Raw genomic sequence first — 17,033 nt, 5'->3', positions numbered from 1 at the left:
TCCTGCTCCCTCCGGTTCAGCGCGGCAGGCCGAGCATGCGCTCGGCAATGATGTTGCGCTGGATTTCGTTGGACCCGGCATAGATCGGCCCCGCCAGCGAAAAGATGTAATCATCCAGCCATTCATGCTCGCCGGTTGGCGGCAGCAGTTCCGCTTCTGCACCCAGAATGGCCAGAGCGGTTTCGTGCAGATGGATATCCATCTCGGACCAGAAGATCTTGTTGGTTGATGCTTCGGCACCAATCTTCGCCCCGGCAATAAGGCGCGATGCGGTCTGGTAAATGTTCAGAGCATAGGCTTCTGCGTTCATGTGTGCGCGCACCACTTCGGCTTCCAGCCCCGGATCGCATTGGTCCTTGCGGTTTTGCCACAAAGCGGCAAGTGCGGCAGCGGCTTCCTGGAAACGCGCCGGACTGCGCAGCATCAGGCCGCGTTCAAACCCGGCAGTCGCCATGCAGATATGCCAACCCTGCCCCTCATCGCCCAGCCGGTTGAAAGCAGGCACGCGCACGTTGTCGAGGAAGATTTCGGCAAAGCCTGCGTGACCATTGATCTTGCGGATCGGGTTGCGCGTGACGCCCTCCTGATCCAGCCGGAAAAAGATCAGGCTCATGTCCTTGTGGCGTTCGCTGCCCGGTGCGCGGAACAGGCCGAAGGCCCAATCGGCAAAGGCCGCGCGGCTTGACCAGATCTTGTGCCCGTTGAGCACGTATTCATCGCCTTCCAACACCGCCGTGGCGCGCACGCCTGCAAGGTCTGATCCTGCCTGCGGTTCAGACCAGGCCTGCGCCCATATCTCTTCGCCACTTGCCATCGGCGGCAGGAAGCGCTGCTTCTGTTCGTGCGTGCCAAACTCCATCAGCGTTGGGCCAAGCAGGAAAATGCCGTTCTGATTGACCCGGCCCGGCGCACCGGCACGGTAATATTCTTCCTCGAATATCAGCCACTGGATCAAATCCAGCCCGCGCCCGCCGTATTCCCTGGGCCATGTCACCATGCCCCAATCCCCGCTTTTTAGCGTTGCTTCCCACGCGCGGTGAGCTTCGAACCCTTCACGCGATGCATCGAAGTGTTCCAGTTTGCCCTTGGGCACATGCGCCGCCAGCCAGCTGCGCACTTCGGCCCGGAAAGCGTTTTGTTCAGGAGTGTACGTCAGGTTCATCAGAACTTGGCCACCTTGCCGGTTTCCACAAAAGCGTCGCGCGCTTTCTGACTGTCTTCGTGCATGTACATTTCCAGCGTGAAGCCCTGCTCCCAGCGATAGCCGCGATCCACATCACGCGGCTCCAGCCCGTTCAGCGCCTCCTTCGCAATGACCAGCGCCTTGCGGCTTTTCGATGCGATGACGGCACAAAATGCGCGCGCTTCGCCCACAAGATCGGCGCGCGGGACCACTTTTTCGACCGCGCCCAGCCGATAGGCTTCGGCTGCAGGAATATTGCCGCCGGTAAAGAATGCCGCGCGGACTTTGTGCAGCGGCAACATCCGCGAAAGATGGCTTGCCCCGCCCATCGCGCCGCGATCAACCTCGGGCAGCGAAAAGAACGCATCGTCCGCAGCGATAATCGTATCAGACGCCCCGCAAATGCCGATGCCGCCACCGATCACAAACTTGTGCGCAGCCACCACTACTGGCACTTCGGCATCGCGGATCGCCTTGAACGTCAGGTAGTTGCCGCGATTGAGCACGGTGATCCGTTCAGGATGCGCTTGCATCTCCTTGATATCCACCCCGCCGCAAAACCCGCGCGCGGTTTCGGCAGCACGGATCATCACACAGTTGACGTCCGGATTGCTCGCCGCCGCTTTGATGATGGCGGGCAGGGACATCCACGTCTCGCTGTCAAACGCGTTGACCGGCGGCACATCGAACACGATCTCGGCAATGCGGTCGCGGATTTCGGTGGTTATGGGCATGAGTCAATTCCCGTTACAAAGCGCGGCAATGCTTGCCCGCGCCTGTGCTTCGATGGATTCCATAAGATCGGCACACGTGGGCAGATCGCCCAACCTTCCGGCAACAACGCCGGTTGCCATCAAACCTTGTTCGGCATCGCCAGACACGACCGCGCGCATGATCATCATCGGTGCAGCCGCTGCCATGATCGCTTGCGCCAGCGGCATCTCGCCATGCGCAGTCATCGCGCGGGCGCTGGCAATAACCTGCCCCACGCTCCAGCCGTTCTGGCGTTTCATCGCAAGGCCCGCCTCCATCGCCCGCAACCACATCGCCAGTTTGCCCGACGCCTCGATCCGGCGCAGCAGCGGGTTCAGGATCATGCGCTGCGGCATGCCATCAACCTTGGTGGAAACCGCGATATCGCCGGTACCCGCCTTGACGTAGGCCGCCTTGGGCGCTTGCGGAACCGGGCTTTCGGCGGTCATCAGAAAGCGGGTTCCCATCGCAATGCCCACAGCACCATAAGCCAGCGCTGCGGCAAGGCCGCGCCCATCGCCAAAACCGCCTGCAGCCACCACGGGCACATCAACAGCGTCCAGCACCTGCGGCAACAACACTGTCGTCGGCACAGCGCCGGTATGCCCGCCGCCCTCGCCGCCCTGCACCGTCACCATCTCGCAGCCCAGTTGCACCATCTTTTGTGCGTGTTTCACCGCACCGACGGTGGGGATGCACAAGATACCTGCATCGCGAAATGCGCCGATCATCTTTGCATCCGGCCCGCGCCCGAAGCTGACCGCGCGTACACGGTCCTTGTTCGCCAAAATCGCCTGAACGATCTGATCGGCACCGGGCTGAAAACTGTGAAAATTCACCCCGAAATTGTGCGGTGTCAGATCACGCAGCCGGGCAATTTCCTCGCGCGCCTCGGCAGGCTGCATCACGGCGCAGGCAAGGAACCCGAACGCGCCTGCATTGCTGGATGCGGCCACCAGTTCAGGCTTGGCAACCCAGCCCATCGCGGTCTGGATTACCGGCAAACGGCATCCCAGACGCTCGGTCAAAACAGTGGCAAGTGCATCGCCCATCAGGATTGATCAGCCTTATTCGCCGCGGCAGCCGATTTGCCACTGACGCCTGCAATCGAATTGCCGGTCACCAGGTCGTTCTGCGCATGGGCAAAGTGGTGCATGTGATACACCGCATCCATCGCTGCCCGCTTGCCGCGCAGTTCCTCGACGTGGTTCACCGCCTGCTTGGTCAACCAGTTGCCCAGCCGGTTCTGCCCTGCCAGCTTTGTTGCCCAGACGGCCGTGGCATCGCGCAGTTCCGCACGCGGCACCACTTTGTTGACCATGCCGAAATCATAAGCGCGCGCGGCGGGCATCCGTTCGCCCAGCAGCAGGAATTCCTTGGCCACGCGCGGCGGCAGTTCATAGGCGTGGGCAAAATATTCAACGCCCGGAATGCCCATCAGCGGATTGACCGGGTCCTGAAAGAACGCGTCTTCCGATGCGACGATCAGATCGCATACCCATGCCAGCATCAACCCGCCCGCAATGCAGGCGCCCTGCACCATGGCAATGGTTGGCTTGGAGATGTCCCTCCAGCGACGGCACATGCCAAGGTACTGTTCCTGTTCACGCGTATAAAGCAATTCGGCAGCGGGCTTGTTCGTGTGGGGCGGAAACAAAAGCCGCTTGTCGAATTCATGATGCAGATCACGCCCCGGCGTGCCGATATCGTGGCCCGCCGAAAAGTGCTTGCCCTCGCCTGCCAGCACGATGCAGCGCACTGCGTCATCCTTGACCGCACGGCCAAAGGCATCGTCCAGCGCATAAGTCATCTGCCCGTTCTGGGCATTGTTGAACTGCGGCCGGTTCATCGTGATCCAAGCCACATTGTCGATCACTTCGTAACGGACGGGTTCCTCCGTCTCGTATACGATATCCACCTGTTTTGGTTCGACCAGATCTGTCATCGCGTCTCTCCTCAGGCGGCCCGCACGGCGGGCGGGTTATCTTTGATCACGCTGGCGCGGATATTGTGCGGATCAAGCGCGGCGATCACCTCCAGCGCTTCGACGCTTGGCATTGCCGTCTCGGTCATCGTCCCGGCTTGGGCGAGTTCAAATCCGGTGGCTGCCTGCACTTCGTCAAACGTGACGCCGGGGTGCAAAGACACCACGCGGATCGCGTTTTCAGGACCTGCAAAGTCCATCACGCACAAGTTCGTCACGATCACGCGCAAATCCACGGCGGAAAAATTACCGCCCGGTGTGCGCTTGGCCGGATTATAACCGACGCCTGAAATCATATCGACTTCCGGCACGAACACGCGCGGTCCATGTGCGGGGAAGAAGAACGAATTGGGGTGATAAATCGTATTGCCCGGAAACCCGCGCACACCCAGCATCTGGGTCTTGGGCTTCTGGTATGTGCCGCCCATGTACGAAAGGTTGATCTGGCCAAAGCGATCAAGCTGCGTTGGCGTCACCATCGCATGGCGGCGGCCAGACCACACCGCGCTATCGAAAAAGCGCGAGAACGGCAGGTGGCCCGCAGGCTTGCGCGCATCATAGGCGCGCGGCCCCAGCGGCACCGGCTGCTCGACCAGATAGGCCTCGCCATCGGTCATCATCAGTTCGGGCGTATGCGTCAGCTTGGCCAGCCCCGCCGCCAGACGCGGCACGGGGCCAACGCCTGTTGCCACGATCTCGCCATTGTCGCGGAATGCCTCGGAACAGGCAAAGATGCACAAGTCTACAAGGGTAATGTCGCTCATCAGAAAATCGGCAAGGGCAAGCCCGTCACCGCCTCCTTTCCGCCAATGTTTGCAAGATATTCGGCTTCCGATGCGCCAACAAAGCGGTCCTTCACCGCCTCCCAATCGCCCGGATCGCGCGCGCTATCGGCATAAGCCTTGAACGCCTTCATATCCCAGCCATAGTGCGGCGGCATCGAACTGGGATGCGCCCCGCACGGCATTTCAACTACACCAGAAACAAAGCAGCGTTCGAACACGTTGGCTGCTGCGTTGTCAGGGTAATGATCCTCCATCCGGTCGACCAGTTCCTCGCACGATACGAACGACTTGGCCGCCGCGCGGGCGAACCATTCATCGTAATAGATGTCCGGTCCGAACACTTGCACATTGCCGCGCCAATCGCTGCGGTTCACATGGATCAGCGCAGCATCCAGCTTCAACGCTGGCATCGCGATCAGTGTTTCGGCATCATCGTAGGGCGATTGCACCGTCTTCAACCCGCCCAGCTCGGCAAGATCCGTGCCAAGGCCCACCCGCGTCGGCAGGAACGGCAAGCCGAAGGCTGCTGCCTTCAGACCCCACTGGAACATGCCCTCGTCCAGTTCCAGCACTTCAAGCGCGCCGCTTTCACGGGCTTTGCGGAACCATGGTTCAAGCGGGATGGCATCAAGGCTGACGAAGGCAAACACCAGCTTGCGCACTTTGCCAGCCGCGCACAACATGCCCACATCCGCACCGCCATAGGCGACCACGGTGAGGTCCTTCAGGTCAGACCGCAGGATTTCACGCACCAGCGCCATCGGTTTGCGGCGCGGTCCCCAGCCACCAATGCCAATCGTCATTCCATCGGATAACTGCGCGACGATGTCGCCTGCGCTCATCCTTTTGTCGAGCATTCTGGCGGTCACGCAGACTCTCCCTGCTGTTCTTCAAGCGCTTTTTGCCAAGTCCAGACATGGCCCCATTCACTGGGCACAAGATGCGCGGTCGGCGTCCAGTTTGCCGGGTCGATGACTAACGGGTCTGAACCGATTTCAATGTCGAAACCTGATGGCGTCTGCATGTAGAAGCCAAACGTCTGGTCATTGACATGCCGCCCGATCGTCGCGCTTTCAGGAACCTTGTGCAGGCGCATCCGGTCATGGCATTTGCCCACGTCGCTTTGCGTTTTCATTTCCAGCATTAGATGGATGCACCCTGATGGCGGCACCGGCATTTCAGCGATGGCCACCGAATGGTGCCTACCATTTGCAGCATGCATAAACGCAAAGCCCATGCCCGGATCGTCCGGATCATCCGAAAAACGAAAGCGCGGGATATCGGTATCACCAAAGCCCACCGCCTTGTAAAAGTCATGGGCCTCTTCAAAATTGGGCGTTGCGAACACGGCGTGGCCCATGCCCATATCGCCGGTCACAAAGCCGCTGACGCCCACAGGTGACACGAATTCAACATTGTCGCGCTTGTCACCATAGAAGAATTCAAGGCCATTGCCTGATGGGTCGGATGTTGCAAAAAAGGCATCGACACCCCGCGCCAGAGCGCCAGCAGCATCGCCATCCACAACTTCACGGCCAAGCCCGATCACTTCCGCGCGCAACGCGGCCAGTTCGCCCGCATCGCTTACCTCGTACGCTGCGGCAACAAGCCGATCAAACGGTCCGGATTCAATCCAGAACCGGAAAGGACGGTCATCGATCCGGTAAGCTGCAACTCCGTCTGCCGGCGCATCAGCGCGCATGACACCAATGACTTGAGTCATGAAATGGTCCCATGCCTTGGCATTGGCGGTTTGAATTCTGACATAGCCGAGTGATTTAATGGCCATAGCCGTCAGGTTCCTTTCACGAGATCAAGGAAATAGGGGCGCTCACCCCCTCCATCGACATTGATACGCGCGCCGCTGACCCATGAGGCCAAACCGGAGTTTAGCCACAAAACGGCACCCGCGACGTCTGCCCCGGTTCCCATGCGCTGCAGCGGCAACGATTGCGCCACAGCCGCTTGCGCTGCTGCATCGCCATACGTTTCTTGTGCGGTTTCAGTTTGCATAAGGCCGACAATGATCGCGTTCACACGCACACCGTCTGGCCCCCATTCCTGCGCCAAGCTTTGGGTGAGGCTAAGCAGCCCTGCCTTTGCTGCGCCATAAGCAGAAGTCATCGGCGATGGCCTGATCCCCGAAACGCTGGCGATGTTAACAATGCTGCCACATCCGCCCGCCTTCATCGGCGCAAATGCCGCCTTTGACATATACATCGCAGCATGCAAATTGAGCTTCAGGATGGCATCGAAAAACCGCGCACTGGCAGTAGCGGCGGCAGCATGCGGCGAACCGCCTGCGTTGTTCACAAGAATGTCGAGCCGGCCATGCTGCTTCACCACGGCATCGACCAATGCTTGCGCCTGATCCGGATCGCGAATGTCGGCAGCGCAGAACGAAACACCAGCAGGCAAACTTTCCGGTTCAGTCCGGCCACAAACCGTCACCGAAGCGCCAGCGTGTGCCAAGGCATCAGCTATTTGACGCCCCAGCCCCCGCGTACCGCCGGTGACAATAGCCACCTGACCGTCAAGGTTGATGTGATCTTTGCCCGGCACGGGGCCTGTTCTCCCATATCACTTCAGTATTGCGGAATGACCGTCACACTGGATTCGAAAATCGCCAATATCGAAAGGCTATGAGCTTTTCAATTGACCATTTGCGTACCTAATGCAATTAGAAATTACGAATGACGCGCAGATTTGCTCTTAGGGAGTCGATCCGGAGTTACCTCTGTGATCGGGTCACGACAGACGAAAATATCGTGCGTGACCAGGATGGGAGATAAAGGCCAAAATGATCGCTTATTCGCAGTACAATCCGGTTCGACTGGCAGACGTACCCTATTGGGATTTTGAAACGGACGTCGCGATTATCGGGTTTGGGGCAACAGGAGCTTCGGCAGCAATCGAAGCGCGCCAAGCAGGCGCGCGCACCATCCTGTTTGAGCGCAGCTCGGGTAGTGGTGGAGCATCGGCGTTGTCAGGCGGAGAAATATACATTGGTGGTGGCACTGATGCGCAAAAAGCAGCCGGATTTGATGATAATGTGGCGGACTTCACAGCGTATCTGAAGCTAGCCCAAGGCCCGTGCGTCGATGATGCCAAATGTGAACTTTATGGCCGCGAGGCGCTTAATCATTATCAGTGGCTCAAAAACCAAGGTGTCCCCTATCGCGGCAATTACCTGCCCGGAAAAGTGATTGAACCGATAGACGATTCCACGTTGATCTGGTCTGGCAGCGAAACTGCTGCACCATTTTATACCAAGGCAAAGCCCGCGCCGCGCGGCCATGTCATTCAGCACATGGGCTGGGGTGGCGGGCGCCCCTTGGTTGATATACTTGAAGCCCGCGCCCGTGACCTTGGAACGCAAATTGAACTGGATGCCCGCGCGGTTGCACTGATTGTCGATGGGAAAAGCATCGCGGGCGCTGTAGTCCGCATCGATAACACATATAAATTCGTGCGTGCACATAAAGGCGTCGTGCTTGCCACTGGCGGATTTGTTTTCAATGAAGCAATGCGCCGCAAGTATTGCCCGGACAGCTTCCGTGTAAAAAATCCGATTGGCGATAAAGATGATGGTATCGGCATTGAACTGGGTGTTTCAGTCGGTGGCGATGCTATCCACATGGACCAGTTTTTCACCACGTGCCCGTGGACGATCCCGGCTGACCAGGCGCATGGCGTTTTCGTAAATGTTGCCGGACAACGCTTTATAAATGAAGACTGTTATCATGGGCGCGTCAGCCGTTGCGCAATTGATCAACCTGGTGGCAAGGTCTACTTGCTGCTGGATAGCGCCAACTTCTCGCAACCGTTTGATCTGGCCGGAATCACAATTGCCGGAACTGGTGAGACGTGGGAAGAAGTAGAAGCAGAATTGGAGATGCCTGCTGGCACGTTATCGGCAACGATGGCGGTATACAATGAACATGCCCTTGAAGGCCGTGATCCCTTGTTTGACAAGCAGCCACCTATTCTGAAGCCGCTTGATCAATCCCCGTTCGTCGCGCTCGAATTGAATTTTGAAACGAGCTTTTTCAGCATCTTCACCCTTGGCGGTTTGAAAACTTCGGTAGATGCAGAAGTGCTGGACCGGTCAGGCGCCCCCATCCCCGGCCTTTACGCCGCAGGACGCTGCACATCAGGTCTGCCAGCTTGGGGACATGGCTACTCGTCGGGCCTCAGCCTTGCCGATTGCACCTTTTTCGGGCGGCAGGCAGGACGCAATGTTGCGATGACTTAATCTTCACGTCGCGTTCGGAAATAAAAAACCCCTCCCGCATCGCGGAAGGGGTTTTTTATTGCCCCCCCCTTTGCTCTGAAGTGGGCAAAGGGGGGGTATCAAGCTGGAGCGATCAGAACTTCACGCCAACGGTCAGGCCATAAGTGCGAGGATCGGCGAAGTAACCACCGCCGTAACCAAGTTGGCCAAAGTCAATCGCGCGGACAAGATTGTTCTCATCGGTCAGGTTCTTAACCCAGAATCGTGCAAACCCTTCACCGCCCGCCAGCGGAATACGGTCAATTGCAATCTGTGCATCCACGATGTTGCGGTTTTCACCGCGCAGCAACTCGTTCAAGGGCGATGCCAAAGTATTGGAGAAGCTGTATTTTCCATCTTCATAAGCATAACTGACACGGCTGGTCAGGCGCATGCCGCTGTCACCCAGCGGGAACTGCGAATTCAGCGCAACATTGGCTGTCAACGGCGATGTGTACCCCGATGTTGCAAAACTGGACACATCAACCAACGGCTGACCTGCTGCCACAGGAAGACCTGCAAGGAATTCCTTGAACTTGATGTCAACGTAGCCAATGTTGGCTTCAATCGTAAAGTTGTCATTCAACACCGCCAGCAATTCGGCTTCGATGCCGGTGTAAGTCACCTTGCCGGCATTTGTGATGGCGGTGGCAAAAGTGCCCGGCGGCAGGTTCGTGATTGGAACAGCCAACGCCAGATCGTTATAGACGTTGTGGTAACCGGCCAGATTGAAACGTACGCGCCGATCAAACAATTCAGACTTCAGACCAGCTTCATAGGACGTCACGTTTTCAGGACGGAACGATGGCAGCACACCTGCAATCGCCGGATCTTGCGCATTGAAACCACCCGAACGATAACCGGTGGCGATGCGGCCATAGACGTTGATGTCATCCGACAGATCATATCCGACCATAAGGTTCCAGGTGAACCGGCTGAATTTGGCCTTGCCCTGGTCTGGCAAAGCCAGCGGTGCAGGCCCGTTCTGCAAGCGGATCATCGACTTGCTGTCCCAAGTATAGCGGCCACCCGCTGTCAGACGCAAACCACTGTCGCGACCACCTGGATAGAATGTAGCCTGACCATAGACAGCCGTACTTTCTGCACTTGCGGTGTAGCGCAAGACCGAACGGGTCTGGACCAGACGATAGCGTGCGGGGTTCGCCGCGACAAAGCCCGGCCCCAATGGACCAAAGTTGGCTGTAAAAATGCTATTTGTATCGAGCACAAAGCCACTATTCTGCGGGTTGTTTTCCGAACCCTTTTCCCAGAAATAGAAGCCACCGACGACCCAATCCAGCGTGTCGCTTTCGTTGCCGATTTCAACTTCCTGGCTGAACTGCTTATGCCGGCGCTGGTTGTTTGTATCAAACAGGTTCTGTTGGATATTGGGCACCGGAGCAGCCGCAATAAATGGCCGGAATGCTTCGGGAATGCTTGGAATGAACTGCAGCAAGCTGGCGGGCATCCCGTTAAACAGCGTAGCGTTGCTGAACGCTTTGGCCGTAAACGCTCCCATGCCATCAAGATCGGTTACGCTGTCATTGTTCCACTGCCGATAGCCAGTCGTCGACTTGACATGGAACCCGCCAAAATCGTTCTGGACCTGAAAATTATGGCCCCACGATTTGTCGGTCGATCGGCTGTTGATGTCGTTGCAAACAGTCTCGCGCCATACCCGCGTCGGTGCAGCCAAAGCTGCGCAGCGTGGATCAAGGAAGTTCACACCGGCAAGGAACGGCGCGACCGGAGCCTGCTGCGTCACCCGAACTGGCACCCCGCCGACAGTGACAGGCGGATTGGCCGCGCCGCTTGCAGCATTGGTCAGTTGGAAGTTGATCGGCGAGGAGTCTGTGCGGCTCCAGTCAAAAATGTACTGGATCGAGCCGGTGCCGCCCAGATCAGCCTTGGCAGCGACGCGGAAGGAATCGGTGTTGATCGCTCCGGGATCGCGTGAATCATCGGCCTCGTTCAGGTTATCGACCGTGCCATTGCGCTGGCGGTGGCTGTAGGTGAAGCTGGTTGCAATTCCGCCGATTTCACCTGGATCAAACGTGATACGGCCGTTAAAGGCGTTGAACGTGCCATAACCTGCTTCTGCAGCAAGCCGCAGTTCCCTGGATGGCGCGCGCGAAATGAACGCGATGCCGCCGCCTGTGGTGTTGCGGCCGAACAAGGTGCCCTGTGGCCCGCGCAGCACTTCAATCCGTTCAATATCGGTAACATCAATCGCACTGCCGCCCGAGCGCGCGATAAAGACGCCATCGATGTAGAGTCCGTTTGCCGTATCAAGGCCGAATGTTTCGGTTGCGGGCGTTGGAATCCCGCGAATTGAAATGACGGTGGCGTTGGCGTTGGTTGTGCCCTGAACAATCGTTACGTTCGGTGCGAGACCGGAAAGGTCCTTCGCATCACGAATGCCCAATTGGCCAACTTTTTCGGCGCTTATGGCGCTTACAGCCAAAGGCACGTCCTGCAGGTTTTGCGAGACTTTCTGTGCCGTGACAACGATCTGCTCAAGCTGCCCCTGATCGTTGGTGGCTTCTTGCGCTGCGTCGTCAGCAGCAAACGCAATTCCGCTTAACGACAAGGCGCTGACGCCTGCCAGCAATTTCATAGCTACACGTGTGCAAACCACAGCCTTCATCTTCACTCCCCTAATCTTGTTATTCCTCAACATACCTAATGCGTAGATTCATGCAATATATAATACGCAAACGTGCTCAACTATCGATAAATGGCAACAGGAGAATAGGAAAATGCTGAAATTGTAGCGCAAATGGTTGCGCAAAGTGCAAAGCGAGGCGTTGCCCTCATGGGCGATCGCGGCGAATCACCGGAAGTTTTTTGCGGAAATTTTATGCCGCAATCAATCCGTGTTGCAGTGTAAGATTCGAGATGGTAACACGGTTTGCATAATATTGAGGGCTAGACCCTCCGCAAATCATATATACAAGTGGAGAAACAGGATGAGAGGCCTCAAAGGCAAAGTTGGGATTGTTGCAGGTGGTGGGCGCGGCATTGGTGCAGCAACTGCCCGGCGGCTTGCCGATGAAGGCGCGCACGTAGTTGTGGGCGATCTTATGGGAGACTGGGCTGCCGAGGTTGCCGAAAGCATCCGCAAATCGGGCGGCACCGCCACAGGCATCGCGTTGGATGGCACGAATGCGGATTCTCAAGCCGCAATTGTGGCCTGCGCCGTTGAGACATATGGCGGGCTTGATTTCTACCATTCCAATCTGGCCGGCGGGACCGGTGGCGATATTGATATCCTCGACTGCCCTGTTGATGTGCTGGACAACAGTTTTGCGATCAACACCAAAAGCCACTTTTTGGCATCGCAAGCTGCACTGCCCAAAATGATTGAACGCGGCGGCGGCGCGATGATCTACACATCATCGGGCGCAGCATCGAGCGGCGCAGCATGGCAAGTGGCCTATCCGATGACCAAGAACGCAATCCATGCGCTTGCCCGCCACGTTGCCGCGCGCCACGGCAAACAGGGCATTCGCGCAAATGTTATTTGCCCCGGCCTTGTATTGACCGAAGCCGTGAAGCAGCACCTGACCGACGAATATGTCGAACGCGGTCTGAAGTCCGTGCCGCACGTTCGCCTTGGCCTGCCCGAAGACATCGCCGCTGCCGTAACCTTCCTTGCATCGGATGATGGCATGTGGGTCAACGGGCAAGTATGGCACGTCAACGGCGGTGCACTGATGAGGGATTGATCGGATGGCTGCTCCTGTCCCGCTGACGCCCATGGCCACGATGACGGAAACGGGCAAGACGTTGACCAATCGCTGGCTGGCGCTGGCGTTGCTCGTGCTTGTGGCTATCCTGAACTATGCCGACCGCTTCCTGATCTCGGGCCTTGCCCAACCGATCAAAACGCATTTCGGCATCGGTGATGCGATGATGGGCCTGTTAATGGGGCCTGCTTTCGCGCTGCTCTATACCTTGTTCACGCTGCCCATCGCACGCCTGGCTGACCGCCGGTCGCGGATTATGATCATCGCCGGGGGCTGCGGTGTATGGAGCTTCTTCACCATGCTTTCGGGTATGGCCACAAGCGCGACGATGTTGGCCTTGGCTCGCGTTGGCGTCGGCATTGGCGAGGCGGCGTTTCAGGCACCGGCCGCTGCGCTGATTGCAGCGTATTTTCCGGTTCATGAACGCGGTCGCGCCTTTGCGCTGCTTGGCACCGCAATATACGTTGGCCAGATGATGGGGCTTGCAGGCGGCCCTGCCATTGCTGCGGCATCCGATTGGCAAACCGCCTTTCATGCGCTGGGCATTGCCGGGATCGTTGTTGCGATTGCCACATTTATCATCATTCGCGAACCCGCGCGCGATACGGTGGCACATGCTGCGCCGGTCTTGCCTTTGACCCGGACCATCCGCTTGTTAATCGGCACGCCATCGGTGCGTTTTCTGGCCACGATCATGGCACTCGGCTCGTTATCAGGTGTCACCTTCGGGATGTGGGGCCCTGCGCTGTTTGAACGCGCTTATGGCATGACCACGCAAGCTGCGGGCACGACCTTCGCGCTGTCTTTCGGCCTACCCGGCTTGCTCGGCGTCCTTGGCTTTGGCGTTCTGGCGGACAAGCTCGGCAAAGATGATCCGACGGTGCAATTGCGGCTGACCGCATTGGCGCTGGGCGGTGCAACAACCATGATCCTTGCCGTTACATGGACCAACAGCCTTTTTCTGGCGCAGATGTTTGCCATTCCGGCAGGATTGATGGGTGGCGGCTGGTCTGTCGGTGTTTTGGCAGGGTTGCAGTATCTTTTACCCAATGCGCACCGCGCCACCGGAACGGCGCTTGTCCTGCTTATTTCCAGCATGTTCGCGACGGTGCTTGGCCCTGTCATGGCGGGGCAATTGAGTGACTGGATCGCTGGCACCGGCCCGAATGGTCTGCGCATAGGGTTAAGCGTTGCGATCCCGACTGGTTACATCGGCGTATGGGCAGCCTTGCGCACCGTCCGCCGCCTTGAGGACGATAAAGCCGCCTTGGCCGGTGCTTGAGCGGGGCAAGCCCCCCGCTCAAGCAGGCCTCACCCTAGGCGGACACCACAAATTCTGATGTCACCGGGCTCTCCATGGCTTTGGCAAAATCGTGGTATCCCCATGGCCAGGTTGCAGGAATGCCGGTCTTGTCCAGATACCAGCTGGTGCAGCCCGATCCGAAAATGGTCTTGCGCGCCGCCGCAATCCGGCGTTCCTCATATGCGTCAAAAGCTTCTGCCGTCGGTTCAACCGTGCGGCCTTCGCCTTTGCGCAAAGGTGCGATGACCTGTTCGATATAATCCCACTGGCGCTCGGCAATGTCGATCAGCGGGAAATTGCCAACCGGCGCCCCCGGACCGTTCAGCATGAACAGATTGGGAAAGCCCGGCATGCTGACAGCATAATGAGCGCGAGGCCGTTCTTCCCAGAAATCGTCCAGCAAGCGGCCATCGCGGCCTGAAACGACTGCAGGCCGGATGAACCGGCTGGCATCAAATCCAGTGGCAAGGATCAGCGTGTCAAGTTCGTGCAGCGTCCCGTCGTTCATGCGGACACCCGCAGGTTCAATCCGCTCAATCCCGCCGGTTTCCACAAACACACCGGGTCGCTGCACGCATTCGTAATATTCCCAGCTGTAAATCAACCGCTTGCAAGCTGCGTGATAGTTTGGACGCAGCTTTTCGCAGAGCACCGGATCGTGCACATTGTCTTCCAGATTGCGGCGGCAGATATCCTCGATTTCCTGCATTTGTGGGCTGGTAAAATCGGTCACACCTTCGGTGAAGCGATAAACCGCGTCCCAATATTCGGCATTGGTGCGTATATCTTCGATCAACTGTGGATTGGCAGCAAAAGCTGCGCGTTGTTCAGCCGTATATTCGAATTGCACCACCGGCATGATCCACTGGGGCGAACGCTGGAAATGAACCAATCGGGAGGCGCGGCTGGACAGCGCATTCACCAGTTGGATGCCGGTCGAACCGCAACCGATCACGCCCACACGCGCGCCATCAAGCAAGGCATCATCATCCCAACGCGCACTGTGGAACGCCTTGCCGGCAAAGCTTTCCAGTCCGGGAAGCTCGGGAACCTTGGGGTTGTGCAATACACCCGATGCCGCAATCACGATGTCCGCATCATACGTGCTTCCATCGGACAGTGTCAGATGCCACTTGGCCGTAGCATCATCGAACACACACGCGCGGACTTCGTTGTTGAATCGCACGTGCGGCATGACCCCGCTTTCATCCGCAACGCGTTTGAAATAGGCGTGAATCTCGGGCCCTGTAGCGTAATACGCGCTCCATTCGGGATTAAGCGCGAAGCTGTAGCTATAGGTGTGCGAAGGTGTGTCGCACGTTAGCCCGGGATAGCGATTGTCGCGCCATGTGCCGCCAATTTCAGCGCCCTTTTCAAACACAACAAAATCGCTGTCACCACGCTTTAGCAGCTTGGCTCCCGCCATAATTCCCGACATGCCTGCCCCGATAATCGCATATCGTAGCGGCGTTTCACCAGTCGTGCCCATTTTTGACCCTTCATACCAGTACCATCGATTCGTATCCAAAAGCTGATTTTAGAACGTGATGGTGGATTTCTCAGGCTGAATACCAACAAAAGCGCACGGAAAGTCAATATTAATTACGCATTATCATGATGAACGAGAAAACCATGACAGCCGCGCGTGAACGGGATCATCTTCCCCGGCGCATCCGGTTGCCACCCCTGCGCTGCCAAAATCATCGCCACAATGCGCGGGCAGATCTTCTGCATGATCAAGGATGAATGAACGCCGGGCAAAGCGCCAAATTCCCTCCCGCCGCTCGTAATGATCGGCGTAGCGCCCCCAAGCGACAAACTGGCGCGATCCATCCAGCGTCAAATGCCATGCGCGCGCAGCAATCTCGCCTTGCGCGTGGTCACCATCAATTACGAACAGCGCTGACATGGCTGTGTGTATCGTCGCTCGCCAATTGGCCATCATCGTGGGCAGCCAGGCGATATAGCCATCGACCGGACCGCAATAATAGGGCGTGTGATCATCGGTAGCGTCGTCATGATAAAGGGTGCGCAAAAGTGACCAGTCGCGCCGGTCAATCGCATGGCCATATGCCGCGACAAGATGACGCAGGCTTTCGCGCGCAACCATTTCATCCACCGCCATCGGATGTGGCGCCAGATTACGGCGTTCAGACACCGAACCCGCCACCTACGGAGATGGTCTGCCCGGTGATATAATTGCCCCGCGATGATGCAAGGAAAACAGCCGCCTGGCCAATGTCCTGCGGCGTGCCCCAACGCTTGAGCGGGAGCATGGCTTTCACCGCAGTTTCCCATTCGGGGGAAAACGTTCCTGCCGCCTTGCCAATCTGGAACTGGCCTGCGTCGATCACGCCCACAAGTATCGAATTTGCGCGGATTTCGTGCACCCCCTCTTCCTTGGCGATGCCCTTTATCAGCGCTTCATTGCAGGCCTTGGGCGCAACCGACAGACCATCAAGCTTTGGCCACCAGTCATGACCGGCAGAGCCGAGATGGACAAAGCTTCCACCACCACTGGCGCGCATGTGTGGCAACGCGGTGTGCACCACATTGTTGAAACCGAAAGCCTCGATTTCCATCGATGCGCGAAACATATCCTCGGTCCAATCCGCAATCGCGACTTGCGGCACAACGGGACCAGCCCCCCAAACCACGGTATGAACGCGGCCATGTCCAGCAACCGCTTCGGCAAACGCGGCCTGCACTTGCGCACGCTCTCTTACATCAGCCTGATAGAGCGAAGCCTTACGACCTGTTGCACCGATTTCTGCGGCAACAGCTTCGGCCACATCACGTTTGGTGCGATAGACCAAGGCAACATCGCTGCCTTCGCGCGCAAATTCCAGCGCCACACCGCGTCCGATTCCACCACTGCCCCCGAATACAATGGCCGCACCGGCCGGAAAGTTGGCATCCATGACCTCACCCTTCTGCTGCTGATCGCGCAATGATCGCCATCCTCAGAAAATGAAATCAAAATGTCAACAGTTCTACGCATTA

General features: G+C 57.8%; 15 protein-coding genes. 3 read left to right on the top strand and 12 right to left on the bottom strand.

Annotation, left to right across the window (positions count from 1 at the left end):
* Window positions 1-16 precede the first annotated feature (16 nt).
* Genes B7Y89_RS00205 through B7Y89_RS00170 form a run of 8 tightly spaced genes read right to left on the bottom strand, consistent with a single transcriptional unit; the run spans window position 17 to window position 7,267 of the window.
* The gene (locus B7Y89_RS00205) at window positions 17-1,162 is read right to left on the bottom strand and encodes an acyl-CoA dehydrogenase (RefSeq protein WP_292934615.1); all 1,146 of its coding nucleotides are present in this window, start codon (window positions 1,160-1,162) and stop codon (window positions 17-19) included.
* A complete protein-coding gene (locus B7Y89_RS00200) occupies window positions 1,162-1,917 on the bottom strand; it encodes an enoyl-CoA hydratase family protein (protein WP_292934613.1) in 756 nt (251 codons plus the stop codon). Before B7Y89_RS00200 ends, B7Y89_RS00205 begins: the two co-directional genes overlap by 1 nt.
* A gap of 3 nt (window positions 1,918-1,920) precedes the next feature.
* A complete protein-coding gene (locus tag B7Y89_RS00195; protein ID WP_292934612.1) occupies window positions 1,921-2,988 on the bottom strand; it encodes a nitronate monooxygenase in 1,068 nt (355 codons plus the stop codon).
* Window positions 2,988-3,881, bottom strand: a complete 894-nt coding sequence (locus B7Y89_RS00190) for an enoyl-CoA hydratase (protein WP_292934611.1) — start codon at window positions 3,879-3,881, stop codon at window positions 2,988-2,990. The genes B7Y89_RS00195 and B7Y89_RS00190 overlap by 1 nt, the downstream gene beginning before the upstream one ends.
* 11 nt (window positions 3,882-3,892) lie before the next feature.
* A complete protein-coding gene (locus tag B7Y89_RS00185) occupies window positions 3,893-4,684 on the bottom strand; it encodes a ketoacid CoA transferase (protein ID WP_292934610.1) in 792 nt (263 codons plus the stop codon).
* Window positions 4,684-5,574 (bottom strand): CoA-transferase, encoded by an 891-nt coding sequence (locus B7Y89_RS00180; protein ID WP_366415360.1) that lies wholly within the window; start codon window positions 5,572-5,574, stop codon window positions 4,684-4,686. Before B7Y89_RS00180 ends, B7Y89_RS00185 begins: the two co-directional genes overlap by 1 nt.
* A complete protein-coding gene (locus B7Y89_RS00175; protein WP_292934609.1) occupies window positions 5,571-6,494 on the bottom strand; it encodes a VOC family protein in 924 nt (307 codons plus the stop codon). Before B7Y89_RS00175 ends, B7Y89_RS00180 begins: the two co-directional genes overlap by 4 nt.
* Window positions 6,495-6,499: 5 nt before the next feature.
* On the bottom strand, window positions 6,500-7,267 hold the full coding sequence (locus B7Y89_RS00170) for an SDR family oxidoreductase (protein ID WP_292934608.1): 768 nt from the start codon (window positions 7,265-7,267) through the stop codon (window positions 6,500-6,502).
* 238 nt (window positions 7,268-7,505) lie between these two features.
* Between B7Y89_RS00170 and B7Y89_RS00165 the strand changes: the two genes are divergently transcribed.
* The gene (locus tag B7Y89_RS00165) at window positions 7,506-8,960 is read left to right on the top strand and encodes an FAD-dependent oxidoreductase (protein WP_292934607.1); all 1,455 of its coding nucleotides are present in this window, start codon (window positions 7,506-7,508) and stop codon (window positions 8,958-8,960) included.
* A 112-nt stretch (window positions 8,961-9,072) separates the two neighbouring features.
* Here B7Y89_RS00165 and B7Y89_RS00160 read toward each other — a convergent pair whose 3' ends face one another.
* Entirely contained in the window at window positions 9,073-11,595 is a 2,523-nt protein-coding gene (locus tag B7Y89_RS00160; protein ID WP_292934606.1) for a TonB-dependent receptor, read from the bottom strand.
* Between the two features lie 352 nt (window positions 11,596-11,947).
* Between B7Y89_RS00160 and B7Y89_RS00155 the strand changes: the two genes are divergently transcribed.
* Both B7Y89_RS00155 and B7Y89_RS00150 read left to right on the top strand, forming a co-directional pair.
* The gene (locus B7Y89_RS00155) at window positions 11,948-12,706 is read left to right on the top strand and encodes an SDR family oxidoreductase (protein ID WP_292934605.1); all 759 of its coding nucleotides are present in this window, start codon (window positions 11,948-11,950) and stop codon (window positions 12,704-12,706) included.
* A gap of 4 nt (window positions 12,707-12,710) precedes the next feature.
* Window positions 12,711-14,009 carry an MFS transporter gene (locus B7Y89_RS00150; protein WP_292934604.1) on the top strand — a complete coding sequence of 433 codons (1,299 nt, stop codon included), beginning with the start codon at window positions 12,711-12,713 and terminating at the stop codon, window positions 14,007-14,009.
* 34 nt (window positions 14,010-14,043) lie between these two features.
* Here the strand turns inward: B7Y89_RS00150 and B7Y89_RS00145 are convergent, their stop codons facing one another.
* From B7Y89_RS00145 to B7Y89_RS00135, 3 genes are all read right to left on the bottom strand, one after another.
* Complete coding sequence (locus tag B7Y89_RS00145; protein WP_292934603.1) at window positions 14,044-15,558, bottom strand: NAD(P)/FAD-dependent oxidoreductase; 1,515 nt, start codon at window positions 15,556-15,558, stop codon at window positions 14,044-14,046.
* 84 nt (window positions 15,559-15,642) lie between these two features.
* A complete protein-coding gene (locus B7Y89_RS00140) occupies window positions 15,643-16,188 on the bottom strand; it encodes a nuclear transport factor 2 family protein (RefSeq protein WP_292934602.1) in 546 nt (181 codons plus the stop codon).
* Window positions 16,181-16,951 (bottom strand): SDR family oxidoreductase, encoded by a 771-nt coding sequence (locus B7Y89_RS00135; RefSeq protein ID WP_292935043.1) that lies wholly within the window; start codon window positions 16,949-16,951, stop codon window positions 16,181-16,183. Before B7Y89_RS00135 ends, B7Y89_RS00140 begins: the two co-directional genes overlap by 8 nt.
* Window positions 16,952-17,033 lie beyond the last annotated feature (82 nt).

The sequence above is a fragment of the Novosphingobium sp. 32-60-15 genome, from assembly GCF_002280675.1.
Taxonomy (GTDB): Bacteria; Pseudomonadota; Alphaproteobacteria; order Sphingomonadales; family Sphingomonadaceae; genus Novosphingobium.
The sequence above is the reverse complement of the archived record's forward strand: the minus strand, read 5'-3'. Positions and strand labels throughout refer to the sequence as shown.